Source organism: Bradyrhizobium sp. CFUWI (assembly GCF_056429085.1).
In genome coordinates this window covers 98,483-113,139 of record NZ_JBWJZE010000007.1, presented here as the reverse complement: position 1 = coordinate 113,139, position 14,657 = coordinate 98,483, and the positions used below count along the sequence as shown (strand labels likewise).

At 64.3% G+C, this 14,657-nt stretch carries 13 protein-coding genes; 3 read left to right on the top strand and 10 right to left on the bottom strand.

The window, feature by feature from the left end; genetic code table 11:
- The first annotated feature begins 105 nt into the window (after positions 1–105).
- Together AC066S_RS17160 and AC066S_RS17155 are read left to right on the top strand one after the other, a co-directional pair.
- Positions 106–600: a MarR family winged helix-turn-helix transcriptional regulator gene (locus tag AC066S_RS17160; protein ID WP_235885109.1), complete on the top strand. Its 495-nt coding sequence runs from the start codon at positions 106–108 to the stop codon at positions 598–600.
- A gap of 266 nt (positions 601–866) precedes the next feature.
- Positions 867–2,285, top strand: coding sequence for a cytosine permease (locus AC066S_RS17155; RefSeq protein WP_164718349.1), 1,419 nt, complete (start codon positions 867–869; stop codon positions 2,283–2,285).
- Positions 2,286–2,364: 79 nt separating this feature from the next.
- On the opposite strand, the gene nikE is transcribed toward AC066S_RS17155, so the two are convergent.
- The 8 genes from nikE to hydA form a co-directional block, all read right to left on the bottom strand.
- On the bottom strand, positions 2,365–4,035 hold the full coding sequence (gene nikE, locus AC066S_RS17150; protein ID WP_135169762.1) for a nickel ABC transporter ATP-binding protein NikE: 1,671 nt from the start codon (positions 4,033–4,035) through the stop codon (positions 2,365–2,367).
- Positions 4,032–4,880: an ABC transporter permease gene (locus AC066S_RS17145; RefSeq protein WP_135169763.1), complete on the bottom strand. Its 849-nt coding sequence runs from the start codon at positions 4,878–4,880 to the stop codon at positions 4,032–4,034. Before AC066S_RS17145 ends, nikE begins: the two co-directional genes overlap by 4 nt.
- Positions 4,877–5,911, bottom strand: coding sequence for an ABC transporter permease (locus AC066S_RS17140; RefSeq protein WP_135169849.1), 1,035 nt, complete (start codon positions 5,909–5,911; stop codon positions 4,877–4,879). Before AC066S_RS17140 ends, AC066S_RS17145 begins: the two co-directional genes overlap by 4 nt.
- 27 nt (positions 5,912–5,938) lie before the next feature.
- A complete protein-coding gene (locus tag AC066S_RS17135) occupies positions 5,939–7,558 on the bottom strand; it encodes an ABC transporter substrate-binding protein (RefSeq protein ID WP_126255429.1) in 1,620 nt (539 codons plus the stop codon).
- A gap of 119 nt (positions 7,559–7,677) precedes the next feature.
- The gene (locus tag AC066S_RS17130; protein WP_135169764.1) at positions 7,678–9,111 is read right to left on the bottom strand and encodes an NAD(P)-binding domain-containing protein; all 1,434 of its coding nucleotides are present in this window, start codon (positions 9,109–9,111) and stop codon (positions 7,678–7,680) included.
- Complete coding sequence (locus AC066S_RS17125) at positions 9,108–9,857, bottom strand: SDR family oxidoreductase (protein ID WP_135169765.1); 750 nt, start codon at positions 9,855–9,857, stop codon at positions 9,108–9,110. The genes AC066S_RS17130 and AC066S_RS17125 overlap by 4 nt, the downstream gene beginning before the upstream one ends.
- 1 nt (position 9,858) lies before the next feature.
- Positions 9,859–10,833: an NAD-dependent epimerase/dehydratase family protein gene (locus AC066S_RS17120; RefSeq protein ID WP_478270224.1), complete on the bottom strand. Its 975-nt coding sequence runs from the start codon at positions 10,831–10,833 to the stop codon at positions 9,859–9,861.
- 16 nt (positions 10,834–10,849) lie between these two features.
- Positions 10,850–12,319: a dihydropyrimidinase gene (hydA, locus tag AC066S_RS17115; protein ID WP_135169767.1), complete on the bottom strand. Its 1,470-nt coding sequence runs from the start codon at positions 12,317–12,319 to the stop codon at positions 10,850–10,852.
- A gap of 56 nt (positions 12,320–12,375) precedes the next feature.
- Here hydA and AC066S_RS17110 point away from each other — a divergent pair, with 56 nt between their 5' ends.
- A complete protein-coding gene (locus AC066S_RS17110) occupies positions 12,376–13,038 on the top strand; it encodes an aspartate/glutamate racemase family protein (RefSeq protein ID WP_135169768.1) in 663 nt (220 codons plus the stop codon).
- On the opposite strand, the gene AC066S_RS17105 is transcribed toward AC066S_RS17110, so the two are convergent.
- Both AC066S_RS17105 and AC066S_RS17100 read right to left on the bottom strand, forming a co-directional pair.
- Positions 13,035–13,694 carry a flavin reductase family protein gene (locus tag AC066S_RS17105; RefSeq protein ID WP_478270223.1) on the bottom strand — a complete coding sequence of 220 codons (660 nt, stop codon included), beginning with the start codon at positions 13,692–13,694 and terminating at the stop codon, positions 13,035–13,037. The two genes, AC066S_RS17110 and AC066S_RS17105, sit on opposite strands and share 4 nt — an antisense overlap.
- A gap of 5 nt (positions 13,695–13,699) precedes the next feature.
- Positions 13,700–14,632, bottom strand: coding sequence for an N-carbamoyl-D-amino-acid hydrolase (locus AC066S_RS17100; RefSeq protein WP_135161709.1), 933 nt, complete (start codon positions 14,630–14,632; stop codon positions 13,700–13,702).
- Positions 14,633–14,657 lie beyond the last annotated feature (25 nt).

The window sequence follows — 14,657 nt, the reverse complement described above, 5'->3', positions numbered from 1 at the left end:
TGCTTCGCATTTTGACAAAAGCAAGCATCGTGCCATGATCCCGATGTGGCAGGCGCACTCGAATCGAGCTAAGCGCGGCAGGGTTTCGGCTTGGGAGAGTGTGCATTGCGGCAGGCGAAGACACGTCGCGGCGGGACGAGGCACCGCCCCTGGCCCTTGTCGGAACGGCCCGGCTATCTGATCCGCCGGCTGCATCAGATTCACGTCGCGCTGTTTCAGGAAGCCTGCGGCGAATTCGAGGTCACGCCGCTGCAATACAGCCTGCTCTCGGCGCTGGCGGTGCGTGAAACCGCCGATCAGACCACTTTGGCGGCCGATATCGCCCTCGATCGCACCACGACGACCGGCGCCCTGAAGCGGCTCGCCGCCCGAAACCTGGTCGAGCGCGCGGTGAACAAGGACGATCGCCGGGCCCGGCTGTGCCGGCTGACACCGGCCGGAGCCGCGCTGCTGGTCAAGATCGAGGGCGCGGCGCGACGGGCGCATCGTGCGACGCTCGGCGATTTGAGCCAGCGGGAACAGGCGCTTTTCATCGAAATGATGCAGCGCATCGTGGCCGGCCATCCCAGTCGCGACAGCGCTGCTGCCGTATTCGACTAGGAGCCATTGCTGCGCTTTTGAGTTGGGCTGCTCAATTTATCATCGTACCGCTGCCCGGCCGAGCAACATCGCCCGCCTCTCACCGGCGCGGCAGACATGCCGAAGCGTACTCACGCGCAAGATCGGCCAGCGCTTGAAAACGCAGTCGCATCCGGCGCGACGCGCGTGACCTCCGGCATCGCCGCCCGCCCGCTCAGCCGCTCCGCAATTCCATGGCACGATTTATGCTGCGATGATGCGAAGCGTGCTTCGTATTGGGGGATACCATGACGGATTCCGAACTTCGCGCTGATATTCACAGCATCGAGCCGATTCCCGATGCGGACCGGGACTCGACCGGGCCGCAGCAGATGTGGATCTGGGCCGGCGCCAACATCGCGCCGGTGAACTGGGCCCTCGGCGCGCTCGGCATCATCCTCAAGCTTGGCCTGATGGAGACGATCGCGGTCATCGTGCTCGGCAACATCGTCGGCTGCGCGATCTTCGCGACCTTCACGGTGATGGGGCATAAGACCGGCGTCAACCAGATGGTGTTGAGCCGGTCCGCGTTCGGCGTACGCGGCGCCTATCTGCCGAGCATTCTCATGTTCCTGATGACGCTGGGCTGGATCGGGGTCAACACCTACTTCCCGGTCAAGGTCTCGATGGGCATCCTCGGACAGTTCGGCGTTCCCGACACCTGGCCGGTCGAGCTGGTCGTCATTACGCTGGTGATGGCCGTGCAGGTGCTGATCGGAATCTACGGCTTTTATGCAATACGCACCTTCGAAAAGTACACGGTGCCGCCCACCATCGCCGTCATGGTGCTGATGAGCATTTTGGCGTGGACGCGCCCTGGTGTCGTCAACTGGAACCTGACTACCTCGCTCGCTCCCGGTGCACATCTGGCGATGCTGACACTGCTCACCACCGCGATCGGGGTCGGCTGGGGCATTTCCTGGGTGACCTGGGCCTCCGACTATTCTCGCTTCGTGCCCAGAAGCGTGCCGTCGAAATCCGTGTTCTGGTACAGCTATGTCGGCATGTTCGTGCCGACGGTCTGGCTCGGCATTCTCGGCGCAACCATCGCCTCGACGACCCTGGATACCGACCCTGCCAAGATGGTCAGCGCGGTGTTTGGAGGTCCCGTCAGCATCCTGGTTCTCCTGATGGTGCTGCATGGCCCGATCGCCACCAACATCCTCAACGTCTATTCGGCGACGTTGGCGGCGCTGAGTGCGGGACTGAGATTGTCGCGCTTCTGGCTCACCGTCATCGTCGGCATCGCCGGCTACCTGGTTACGCTGTACTTCATCTTCGCGCCATCTTTCGCGAAAGCGTTCGACAACTGGATGATCAGCCTGTTGCTGTGGATGAGCTCGTGGGCCGGAGTGGTGCTGGCCGACTTCTTCATCAAGAGGAAGAGCAGGATCGACGTCGCCGAGCTCTACCGCTCGCCGCAGACCAGCGCCTATGGCGACATCAACTGGGTCGGCATGGTTGCGTTCTTTGCGGGCCTGGTCGCCGGATGGCTGGTGCAGGACGGCTTGGTCGGCGCGCTTCAGGGGCCGATCTCGATCAACCTGCTCGGGGGCGCCGATCTGAGTTGGCTGTTCGGCATCGGTGTTGCGGGGCTCGTCTATCTCGGGCTCGACAAGCTCGTGACGTCGCCCTCCTCCATCGTTGCGAGCGGCGCAGGGCGATAGCGACAATCCCGCATGCCGCAGCGAACGTAAGGTTCAAGCCTTGCCCGGTCAGACGCTGGCCCACGTCGGCCTGCGGGGCCTAGAGGGCCGCCGCGAGCGCCTCGCCCGTCTCGATATGCGGAATCGCCTCGACCAACTTGCGGGTGTAATCGTTCTTCGGATTATCGAACAGCGACCGGCTTTCCCCCTGCTCCACGATGCCGCCATTGCGCAGCACGATGGTGCGGTCGCACAGCATCCGCACCACGTTGAGGTCATGGCTGACGAACAGCAGCGCGATGTCATCGTCGCGCCTGAGGCGATCGAGCAGTTGCAACACCACCGCCTGCACCGAGACGTCGAGCGCAGCGGTCGGCTCGTCCAGCACGAGGAGCCGCGGCCGGCAGGCGACGGCACGGGCAATGCCGACGCGGGCCTTCTGGCCGCCGGAGAGCTGATGGGGGAAACGCGGCAAGAGATCGAGCGGCAGCCCCACGCGCTCGGCGCATTCCTCGACGCGCTTGCGCAGCGCGTCGCCTGCCCGCATGCCATCGAGCCGCATCAGGGGGTGGGCGATGCAGTCGAACGCGGTGAAGCGCGGATTGAGGCTCTCATTCGGGTCCTGAAAGACCATCTGGATGTCCTTGCGCAATGGCGAGCGGTGAAAGTCACGCGACGCCACATGGCCGATCGACTGCCCATCGAACACGATGTCCCCTTCACTCGGGTCGATCAGGCGGCAGATCATGCGCGAGGTCGTACTCTTGCCCGACCCGGATTCGCCGACAAGCCCGACACTCTCGCCCCCGGCCATCGTCATGGAGAAGTCGGCGACCGCCGCAGAGCCCTGGTCGAAACGTTTCGCGAGCTTGCGCACCTCCAGCAACGGCGGCGTCCCGTGTGCGGGCTCCTGCCTGGGCCTGCTGACCACAGTTGCGTAACGCTCCCGCTCCTCCCTGGTCACGAGATCCTCGATCCGGGACGTCGCGGTCGGCGAGGCCGCGACGAGGCGCTTCGTATAGGAATGCTTCGGCGCGCTGAAGAGCGTCCTCGGGCTCGCCTCCTCGACGATGCGGCCGCGCTCCATCACCGCGATGCGGCGGCAATAGCGCGCCGCGAGTCCCAGATCATGCGTGATCAGGATCGTCGCCATGCCGCGTGCGGCGGCGATGTCCGCCAGGAGATCCATCACCACCTTCTGCGTGGTGACGTCGAGACCGGTGGTCGGCTCGTCCGCAATCAGGAGCGCCGGATTGCAGGAGATCGCGATCGCGATCATGACGCGCTGGCACATGCCGCCCGACAGTTCGTGCGGGTAGGCGTTCATTCGCGCTTCTGGATCGCGAATCTGGACCGCGCGCAACAGTTCCAGCGCCTCGGCACGCGCAGCCTCTTTCGAAATGCGCTTGTGCGTGAGGATCGCATCCGCGATCTGCAATCCGATCGCGCGGATCGGATTCAGCGCCGACCGCGGGTTCTGAAAGATCATCGACATCGCGGCGCCCTGGAGCTGACGGAGATCATCGCCCCGGAGCTTCGTCACGTCCCGGCCGCGAAACAGGATCTTGCCGCCGGTGACGCGCCCGGCAGCATCGAGCAGGCGCGTCGTAGCAAAGCCGGTCACCGACTTGCCCGAGCCGCTCTCCCCGACGAGACCGAGCATTTCGCCGGCCTGCACCGTCAGGGTCACGCCGCGCACGGCCTCGACCATGCCGCGCCGCGTCGAGAACGCGACGTGGAGGTCGTCGATCCTGAGCAGTTCCTCGCTCATGTGCGCATACGGGGATCGAGAATATCCCGCATCCCATCCCCGAGGAGATTGAAGCACAGCACGGCCAGCATCAGTGCGAGGCCCGGAAAGGCCACCAGCCACCACCGACCCGTCGAGATGAAGCGCGCACCCTCCGCCACCATGATGCCCCATTCCGGCGTCGGCGGTTTGACGCCAAGGCCGATGAAGGACAGGCCGGCCGCGTTCAATATGGCCCAGCCGAGATTGAGCGAGATCTGCACCGCCATCGCAGGCAGGATGTTCGGCAGCAGGAAACGGAGCACCACCGAGAAATGACTCTCGCCGCAGGCGCGCGCGGCCTCGACCCAGCCGACATTGCGGCGGACGTTCACTTCGGCGCGCGCGAAGCGGATGTAGAAGGGAAGATTGATGATCGCGGTTGCGATCACGATGTTCTCGACGCGGTTGCCGAGGGCCGCGACCATCGCCATTGCCAGCACGAACAACGGAAAGGCCATCATCACGTCGACAAAGCGGCCGACGGCGCGATCGAGCCGGCCACCGGCGTAGCCGCAGAATGAGCCGACGACGGCGCCGATCACGAAGGAGATGCCGACCGCAGACACCGCAATGGCAAGATCAAGCCGCGCCGCGATGATGAGGCGGCTGAACACGTCGCGCCCGAGCTGGTCGGTGCCGGCGAGATGGGCCGCGCTCGGCGGCTGCAACGCTTCGGACACGTTGGAGGCCACGGGATCATAAGGCACGATCCAGGGACCGAAGATCGCAAGCAGGACGAACAGCGCCACCCCGGCCGCGGCCACCGCCGTGAGCGGATTGCCGCGCAAAATCCAGACCGAATGGCGGAGGGTTGCACTGGTCATCCGATGGAAACCCTGGGATCGGCGATTCCGTAGCAGATATCGACCACGAGGTTGACCAGCACGAACAGGCTCGCCATCAGCAGCACGAAGCCCTGTACCGGCGCATAGTCTGACGAGAGCAGCGCATCGAGTGCATAGGAGGCGACGCCAGGCCAGGAGAACACCTTCTCCACCAGCACATTGGCGCCGAGCATGGTCGAGAACACGATGCCGGCGATGGTGATGACGGGAAGGATCGCATTCCTCAATGCATACGTGACGACCACCTTGCCCCAAGACAATCCGACCGATCGCGCGGTACGTACGAAATCGCTCCCAAGCGACACCAGCATCGAGGCGCGGGTGATCCGCGCGAGCGGCGCGATGACGAACAGGGCCATGCTCACTGCCGGCAGAACCAGCTGCTTGCAGGCCGCCCACCAACCCTCGAAATCTCCAGCCAGCAGGAAATCGATCGAGAGAAAGCCGGTTCGTTGCGGCGGCAGCGAGGTGAACACGTCGATCCGACCGGTCGGATCAGGCGCAAGCCCGAGCAGGTAATAAAAAACGTAGATCAGCAGCAGGCCCGAGACGAAGGTCGGGACGCAGACGCCGAGGGCGCAAAACAGCCGGACGCCATGATCGATGATCGATCCCGGCCGCAGCGCCGCGACCACGCCGAGCGGCACCGCCGCGATCAGCGCGATCAGGAGCGCGGTCAAGGTGAGCTCCAGGGACGCCGGCAGACGCTCGCGCAGGTCCTTCAGTACCGGCTGCCCCGTCATCATGGAGCGGCCAAGATTGCCGCGACCGATGTCGGAGAGATAGAACACGAGCTGCTCCGGCACCGATTTGTTGAGCCCCATCTGTTTGCGAATCTGCTCGATCTCCTCCTTGCCGGCATTGGGGCCCGAGGCGAAGAACACCGCGGGGTCGCCGGGCAACACGCGCATCAGCAGAAAGGTGAAGACCAGCACGCCGAACAGCGCCGGCAGCGACGACAAGAGCCGCCTGCCCGCCCGCACCATCGTTGCACCAAGACCGGTCATCACCATTCAGCGCTCCCGTTGATCACGATGTCACTTCCGGCTGACATCGCGATAGTCCACCTGGCGATGGAACTCGTAGGTGTAGCCTTCGATCGACGGCGCCATGACCGCGTCCTGGTTCGGTTGCCACAGCATGATCTGCGGCATCAGATCGAAGTGCATCGCATTGAGCTTGCGGCCTGCTGCCTCATACTTGGCCTTGTCCGGCTCGAAGCGGGCTTCCTGCGCAATCGCGGCAAGCTCCGGGTTGTTGATCGAGCTGTAATTCCAGCGCTGGGTGCCTGTGTAGAAGTTGCGGTAGAAATAATCAGTCGACGGCAGCCAGGCGACGATGCCCTCCGTGAAGAAAGGCAGCTTCTTCTCGTTGATCTGCGTCGACATCTGCGCGTCCGGCAGCTTCTGAATGTCGACCTTGATGCCGATCTTGGCAAGCGACTCCTTGACAAGGGCAGCCATCGGCTCCGCCGTCGAGGACTGGCCGACATTGAAGCTGAACGTTGTCGAGAAGCCTTCCGGCAGACCGGCCGCCTTCAGATATTCCCTGGCCTTGTCGAGATCCATCTTCACCGGCTGCTGGAACGGATAAATGCCATTCAACGGATTGCCATCCGGCCATGTCGCGCCGAACAGCGGCGCGCCCCGGCCGAACAGGGCAGCCTTGAACATGTCGTCATAGGGCAGCGCGTAAGCGATAGCGCGGCGCACATTCACGTTGTCAAAGGGCGGCAGCTGGTTGTTCATCGAGACGTAGGTGATCGCATTGTATTGCGGCGTCGAGATCACCTTGAGCTTGCCCTTGGCCTCCAGCGACTGCACATCGCTGGCCTGGAGATCGACAACGAGATCGGCATCCCCGCGTTCGACCAGATTGGCGCGGGTTGCCGGTTCCGGAACCGATTGCACGATGACGCGCTTGAAGAAAGCCGGCTTGTTGGCCGAGCCGCGGTTCCAGTTCTCGTCCCGCTTGAGGATCACCTGCTCGCCGGGCTTGAAGTTCTCGACCACGTAGGCGCCGCTGCCTGCGGTGTGCTCCTTCAGCCATGCAGTGGCCCAGGGATCATCCGGCGTCGCGTGTGCCTTGGCGACCTTCGAGTTGATGATCATGGGATAGACCGTGGCCAGGTTCGGCAGCGCGAGCTTGTCGGGCTTGGGCAGCGTCACCTCGATGGTGAGAGGGTCGATCACCTTGAACTGATCGGCCGAGGTCAGCGAGCCCGTCAGCAATTGCGCCTTACCGAGGATCGGCGCGGTGACGCAGCGATCGAGCGACCATTTCACGTCCTCGGCGGTCACGGGCGAGCCGTCCTGGAATTTTGCGTCCTTGCGCAGACGGAACGTGAGCTTCAAACCGTCGGGGCTGACGTCATAGGATTCGGCCAGCTCGCCGGTGATCGTGTCGAGATCGAACACCCATTTGCCATTGAGCTGCTTGCGGCCAAATGTCACCAGCCGGTCATAGGTGCTCATGCTCAGCGCGAAAGATTCGCGCGTCGAGCCCGGGATGTTTGGATCGAGCGTGTTGACGGAGGCGCCGGTGACATAGCGCAATGTCTCCGCCCTGGTTTGCGCCTGCGACGGCGCGGTGGCGATCGACAACAGCGCAGTGGTGGCGAGAACTGAGGCCGCAGACCTGAAAGACACAAAACGCATTGGTTTTCCTTGAATTTCCGAAGAGGAAGGCCGGCTAGACTGGTCAAGAAAGAAGCAAGTTGCGCGCCAGTCTCACGGCGTGCTGGTGGGGACGCCTCGTCGCGGCGGCGCATGGATGATCATCGCGTTTCCCCCATTTTTCGCGCCGGCCGCGTAACCGCCTGCGGCACGTCATAGGCGCAGAGCGAAGTCCAGTGCCGCTCGACATCGGCGCGAAACAGGCCGCGTGTCAGGCCGTTCACGAGCTTTGGAACGGCCGTCGTCATCGCATTGATCGACGATCCAGACGGGCCAAAGCTCATGGTTGAGGCGATGGCGAAGAGATGGATGTCGGAAATCCACGGCGTCTCGCCGGCTACGCGCTCGGTGAAAGCGTAATCGTCGGCGAGGTAGGGAAAGCGGCCGAGCCGATCGTTGCGCTCGCTCTCCGGCGGTTGATAGCGGTCGGCCCAGGTCGCGATGTTGGCAGCGAATGCGGAGAGCTCGCCACGACTGGAAAAGTTCATGTCGATGCCGGTGCCGCAAATGACGAAATCAGTCGCGATGGCGCCACGCGGCGTCTGCAATTCGATGCTCTTGTCGGTTTCGCGGGCCGTCTCGGCCGGTGCGCCCTCGTGCAATGTGAAATTGACGTAGCGCGCGCAGCGATCATAAGTCGGTTGCGGAAAGCCTTCCCGCATTTCGAGGATCGCCCGCATGAAGCGCCAGCGCCATGCATCGTCGAGATCGCTGAGGTGGCGCAGGAAGCCGCGAAAGGTCAGCCAACGATAGGGCTGGATCACCTGGATCTGCGACCGGCGACACAGCAGATGCACCTCTGCCGCGCCCGCCTCCAGCGCGGTCGCCGCATTGTCGAAGGCGGATGCACCGGCACCGATCACGGCCACGCGCTTGCCACGAAGCTTCTCGAAGTCGATGTCGTCGGCGACGGTCGCGACCGAGCTCGCCGGCAGATGCGCTAGCTGCTCCGGGACCATCCAATCGCCCATGCCCTCCTGCCCCGTCGCGAGCACGATCTTGCGGGCGTAAAGCGTCTCGATCTCGCCTGCCCGTTTCACGCGCGCGGCCAGTAGGCCGTCGGATGCAGGCACGATCTCCAGAAGCTCGCAATTGTTGCGCACGGGCAAGCCGATCGTGCGTCGCAGCCACAGCAGATACTCCGCCCAATGGCAACGTTCGATCAGGCCGAGCTGTTGCCAGCTTTCCTTGCCGAACCGGGCTTCGTGCCAGGACTGGTAGGTGAGGCTCGGGATGTCGAGATCGGGGCCGGTATAATCCTTCGGGCTGCGCAGCGTCGGCATGCGGGCATAGGTTAGCCACGGGCCTTCCTTGCCCTCTTCCGACTTGTCGATCAGCAGGATGTTGCTGACGCGCGAGCGCATCAGGCCGAAGCCGATGGCGATGCCGGACTGGCCGGCGCCGACGATGAGGACATCCAGCGCCGGTCTGCCGTCGGGTCCCGTCTTCGGTTCGAGCCATGCGGCATGAGGATGCGCGATCTTCGCGAGATCGGCGCGCACGTTCGTTTCGAGCGTCGTCAGCCCATCACTCATGCCGCGAGCCAGCCTCCGTCAACCACCATCACAGTGCCGGTCGTGAACGAGGATGCATCGCTGGCGAGATGCAGCGCTGTCTGCGCGATCTCCTGCGCCGCGCCAAACCGCTTCATGGCATGGCGGTTGCGCGAGGCCTCACGCACCTCGTCCGAATTGGCGTGACGGGCGAAGCTGCGGCGAAGCATCGGCGTATCGATCGCGCCCGGCGCAATCGCGTTGACGCGAATGCCGTCGGTGGCGAAATCCACCGCCATGGTGCGCGTCAGGCTGACGATGGCGCCCTTGGCGGCGATATAGGCGCTGTTGCCCTTGCCGCCGGCCATCGCGAGCTGCGAAGCCAAGGTGATGATGGAGCCACTGTTCTGCCGCTGCATGTGAGGCACGGCGGCCCGAGCCCACAGCCAGGTGCCGCCGACATTGGTGCGAAACACCGCGTCCCAGTCGTCCAGGCTCGTCGTCAGCACCGTGCCGCCGCAGGAGAAGCCGGCCGCCGTCATCAGGATGTCGAGGCGACCGTGGCGCGCGACGACCTCGCCGACGACAGTCTCGGCGAAACCGGCATAGCCGACGTCGCCGACATGAGTCGTGGCCTCGCCGACTAGGCTCACCGTCTCCTTTAGGCCGGCGGCATCGCGATCGACCAAGGCAAGGCGCGCGCCCTCCTCCACGAACAGCTTTGCGGTGGCGCGGCCGATCCCCGAGCCTGCTCCCGTGATGATCGCCGTGCGCCCCTGCAGCCGCATCTCAGATCGTCTCCTTGTGCTGCATCCACCAAGCGCTCATCGCGGCCGCCGACTCCGCGCAACCGAGCCGGGCGCGCCAGCCGAATTCATCGGCCATCCGCGCAACCGACATCGGCGCACGATCGCCGCCGTGGAGCTTGATCTCGGTTTTCTCTCCCGGCGCTGCGAGCCGGCATTGCAAGCCCCGATGCAGCGCCGCAAACGCCTTACCCCATTGCAGCGCCGACCAGGCTGTTCCGCTGGAGATGTTGTAGATACGATGGCGCGGCCGTTCAGCCTCGATCAGCTTCGCCACGGCTTCGGCGGCGTCCGGCGCGTAGGTCCAGTCTTTCACTCCGGCATCCGGCAAGATCGCCGGCTCTCCGCGCGCGAAGGCGGCCAGAATCTGGAACTGGAGGCTTGGCGTATCGCGCACCGCCCCGGGCCGCTCCCATGGACCGAATACGGCGCTCAGCCGCACGCTCAGGAAATCGCCGCCAAAGAGCTCGGCATGGCGCGCCACCGATCGCTCGGACGTGAACTTGCTGACGGCGTAGAACGAGACGGGATCGCAAGGCGTCTCCTCGTCCAGGACGTCGAACCTCGTCCCCGATGCGCCATAGGCCGATGCCGACGACAGATTGACGACCCGCCGAACACGATGGCGGATCGCCGCAAGCAGAATGGGAATCTGCGCCATCACGTTGATTTCGAGCACGCGCGCAGTCGATGCCCGCTCGAGCTCCTCCCCAGCCGTAATCGCCGCGCCGAGCACGATCGCATCGTATCCACCGGCAATCAGGCCCTCGATGCCTTCCGCGTCGGTAATGTCGCCCTGGACGACCTTGAGCCGCTCCCGATAATTGGGCAGCGACCGCTGTGCCGCCGGCGGGAGAGGCGCGCAATCATACAGCGTCACGTCATGGTCACGCGCGAGCAGCACCTCGGCGAGATTGAGGCCGATAAAGCCGGTGCCGCCGAAGATGATGATCTTCATCGCGTGCAATCCATCATCACAGCAATTTTGCTCCGAAATTCCGTTCCGGATCCATGTCGGCCACGAGCCTGCCGGTCGGCTTTGCCGCCTCGCCGCCGCTGCGCGCGAGGAACTTTCCGCTGCCCGGCTTCCCGAAACATTTGTTGCCGTCGATGATCATCCGGCCGCGCGAGAGCACCGAAACCGGCCAGCCCTTCAGCTTGCGGCCTGCGAACGGCGTATAGCCGGCGAGATCGTGCATCATCTCATCAGTGATCGTGACCTCGCGGTTCGGATCCCAGATCGCGATGTCGGCATCGGCGCCGACGGCGATCGAGCCCTTACGCGGATGCAGATTGTAGATCTTTGCCGGCGCCGTCGCCGTCAGCTCGACGAATTTCTCCAGGCCCAGCCGACCCTTCGACACCATCGCATCGAACAGCAGCGGCAGCCGCAGCTCCAGTCCGGGCAGGCCGTTGGCGACCTGCTTGAAATTCGGATTGGGGCCGGCGCGCAGCTTGCCTGTCTCGTCGTAGCGATAAGGCGCGTGGTCCGACGAGATGGTCTGGAGATCGCCCAGCGAGAGCGCCTGCCAGAGTGCCTCCTGGTCTGCATGCGTCCGCGGCGGCGGGCTGCACATCCATTTGGCACCTTCCGAACCGGGCTTGTCGAGATCGTCCGCAGTGAGGAACAGATATTGCGGGCAGGTCTCGGCGAAGACCTTGAGGCCTTGCCCGCGCGCGTCGCGGATCACCTTGGCGCCCTCGGCGGTCGAGACGTGGAAGATCATGATCGGCTGGTCAATCAGCGCCGCCATGCCGATCAACCGCGTGAACGCCTCGGCCTCCGAGACGCGGGCGTGGCTGACGGCGTGGTATTTCGGCATGGTGTAGCCGCGCGCGAGCAGGCGCTTCACCATCCAGGCGATGATGCCGTGATTCTCGGCATGCGCGCACAGCATCGCGCCGGACTGGCGCGCGGCGAGCAGAATGTCGAGCAGCGGCTCGTCATCGACCTTGAGCCGGTCGTAGGTCATGAAGATCTTGATCGAGGCATGCCCCTGCTTCACCAGCGCCGGGATGTGCTCCTCGACCGTCTCCCTGGTCGCGTCCGCGATGATCATGTGAAAGGCGTAGTCGATCACGGCGCCCATCCTCGCCAGCGCGTGATAGTCCTCCACCACCTGCGGCAGCTTCATCCCGACATGCTGGGCGGCAAACGGGATCACCGTGGTGGTACCGCCAAAGGCGGCAGAGACCGTCGCGCTTTCGAACGTATCGGCATTCATGATGCCGGCAGCGGAGAGCTGCTCGATATGAGCATGGCTGTCGACGCCACCGGGCAGCACGAGCTTGCCGCGCACGTCGATCTCGCGTTTCGCTCCCGGAAGGCCCTTTCCGACGGCTGCAATGGTCTCACCGGAAATCGCGACATCAGCCTCGAAGACGTCGGTGGTGGTGGCGACGCGGCCACCGCGGATGATCAGGTCGTAAACTGGTTCAGTCATGAGGCACTCCATGATATGCCTGAAACGAGTGATCTCCATTTTGCAGGAAGACCATCATGTCCCGGCCGCGCATTCTCGTCATCAATCCGAACTCCAACCACAAGGTCACGCAAGGGCTGGAGGATGCGCTGAAGCCGCTCGACTTCGAGGGCGGGCCGGAAGTGGTCTGCCAGACGCTGGCCGAGGGTCCCTTCGGCATCGAGAGCCAGGCCGACGTCGACAGCGTCGCGATGCCGCTGCGCCGGCTGGTCGAGAGCGACAACAGCTCGGCCGCCTTCGTCATCGCCTGCTACAGCGATCCCGGGCTTCAGGTCTGTCGTGAAGGCACCGACCGTCCCGTGTTCGGCATTGCCGAGTGCGGCGTGCTGACCGCGCTTTCGCGCGCCGAGACCTTCGGCGTCATCGCGATCGCCCAGCGATCGATCCCGCGTCACATGCGCTATCTCAGGCAGATGGGACTGACCGACCGCCTCGCCGGCGAGCGGCCGCTGAACATGAGCGTTGCGGAAACCGCCTCGGGCGAAGGCACGCTGGCGAAAATGATCGAGGTCGGCCGCGCGCTGCGCGACGAGGACGGCGCCCGTGCCATCGTGATGGGCTGCGCCGGCATGGCGCGCCATCGCCGTCCGCTCGAAGACGCGCTGCAGATCCCCGTGATCGACCCGACACAGGCGGCCGTCACCATGGCGCTGGGCACGGTGCAGTTCTCGGCTCACTAGGCGTCCTTCAACTCTTTCTTGTCCTGACGAGCGAGCCATTGCGCATGGCTCTCGCGGACAAGTGCGAACGTATCCCGCTGCGTCGTGTAGAGATTGCCGAACATGCGGCCGATCGGCCGGTAGGCATCGAGATCGACATACATATTGCCGGCATCGACGAGGCCCTCACGGGCGTGGACCCTGAGCACCTCGCCGATCAACAGCTCGCGATCCGCCGAGAAGGTCAGCACCACATGGCGCCGGCATTCCAGCGCAAAAGGCGCCGCGGCGAGGCGCGGCACCTTCACGTCCACCGACGAAAGCGTGGCAAGGCCGGTCGCGGCGACCTCGCTGTCGCCGGAGGGAAAATCGACCGCGCAGTCGTTCATTGCCGTCGACAGCGCCTCGTCGACCATGTGAACCACGAACTCGCCGTCGCGATGGATGTTACGGGTCGTGTCCTTTGGCGAATGATCCGGCTTGTGCTGCAGCCCGAGCACGATCAGCGCAGGGCTTTCCGAGAAGACGTTGAAGAAGCTGAAGGGCGCGGCATTGACAGCTCCGTTCTCGTCCAGCGTCGTCACCAGCGCGATCGGCCGCGGCACCACGACGCCGCAGAGCAGCTTGTAGCGGTCACGCGGGTCCAATTCGCGTAAGGAGATGCCCTTGTCAGCCATCGGCGTCACGTCTCCGGCGGCGGCACCGCGCCGGTCTGGCTGGTGATCAGGCCGTAATGCTCGATGCGGCGATGCCGGGCGAAATCGAAGATCGTGGTCTTGCCGAAGGTCGTTGCATCGAGGTCGCAAGGATGGACCAGGACCTCGTCCTCCTCCGTCTTCGCTTCGGCCACGATCTCGCCGTTGGGATCGACGATCAGGCTGCCGCCGAACAGCGGGTGGCCGTCCTCGATGCCGGCCTTGGCCACCGCGACCACCCAGGTCGCGTTCTGGTAGGCGCCGGCCTGCACCGAGAGGCGATTGTGGAACAGGCGCTTTTCGACGCCCTCTTCGCTCTTCTCGGCATTCACGGATGGCGTGTTGTAGCCGATCAGCACCATCTCCACGCCCTGCAAGCCCATGACGCGATAGGTCTCGGGCCAGCGGCGGTCGTTGCAGATCGCCATGCCGATGATGCCGCCCAGCGTCCGCCAGACCTTGAAGCCGAGATCGCCCGGCTCGAAATAGCGCTTCTCCAGATGCTGGTGCGAGCGTTTGGTGTCGTATTCCACATGGCCCGGCAGGTGAACCTTGCGGTATTTGCCGACGATCTTGCCGGACTTGTCGGTGAGAACCGCGGTGTTGAAATGATGGCCGTCCGGCGTCAGCTCCGCATAGCCGAAGTTCATCGCCATTCCGTGCTGCGCGGCACGCTCGAACAGCGGCCTTGTCGCCGCGTTCGGCATCTCCCGCTCGAACCAGACGTCGAACTCGGCCCGGTCCTCGACATACCAGCGCGGGAAGAACGTCGTCAGCGCCAATTCGGGATAGACGATCAAGTCGGCGCCCTTGCTCTTGGCCTCGTCCATCAGCGCGATCATGCGCTTGACCACGGCCTCGCGGCTGTCGGCTTTCTGGATCGGGCCCATCTGGGCGGCGGCGACATTGACGATTCGCATCAGCGACTTCCTGATCTCTTCACGA

Bases quoted from the DNA above. Each gene is read 5' to 3' on its own strand.
- AC066S_RS17155 (WP_164718349.1), top strand. From the start codon at position 867: ATGACGGATTCCGAACTTCGCGCTGATATTCACAGCATCGAGCCGATT.
- nikE (WP_135169762.1), bottom strand. From the start codon at position 4,035: ATGAGCGAGGAACTGCTCAGGATCGACGACCTCCACGTCGCGTTCTCG.
- AC066S_RS17145 (WP_135169763.1), bottom strand. From the start codon at position 4,880: ATGACCAGTGCAACCCTCCGCCATTCGGTCTGGATTTTGCGCGGCAAT.
- AC066S_RS17135 (WP_126255429.1), bottom strand. From the start codon at position 7,558: ATGCGTTTTGTGTCTTTCAGGTCTGCGGCCTCAGTTCTCGCCACCACT.
- AC066S_RS17130 (WP_135169764.1), bottom strand. From the start codon at position 9,111: ATGAGTGATGGGCTGACGACGCTCGAAACGAACGTGCGCGCCGATCTC.
- AC066S_RS17125 (WP_135169765.1), bottom strand. From the start codon at position 9,857: ATGCGGCTGCAGGGGCGCACGGCGATCATCACGGGAGCAGGCTCGGGG.
- AC066S_RS17120 (WP_478270224.1), bottom strand. From the start codon at position 10,833: ATGAAGATCATCATCTTCGGCGGCACCGGCTTTATCGGCCTCAATCTC.
- hydA (WP_135169767.1), bottom strand. From the start codon at position 12,319: ATGACTGAACCAGTTTACGACCTGATCATCCGCGGTGGCCGCGTCGCC.
- AC066S_RS17110 (WP_135169768.1), top strand. From the start codon at position 12,376: ATGTCCCGGCCGCGCATTCTCGTCATCAATCCGAACTCCAACCACAAG.
- AC066S_RS17105 (WP_478270223.1), bottom strand. From the start codon at position 13,694: ATGGCTGACAAGGGCATCTCCTTACGCGAATTGGACCCGCGTGACCGC.
- AC066S_RS17100 (WP_135161709.1), bottom strand. From the start codon at position 14,632: ATGCGAATCGTCAATGTCGCCGCCGCCCAGATGGGCCCGATCCAGAAA.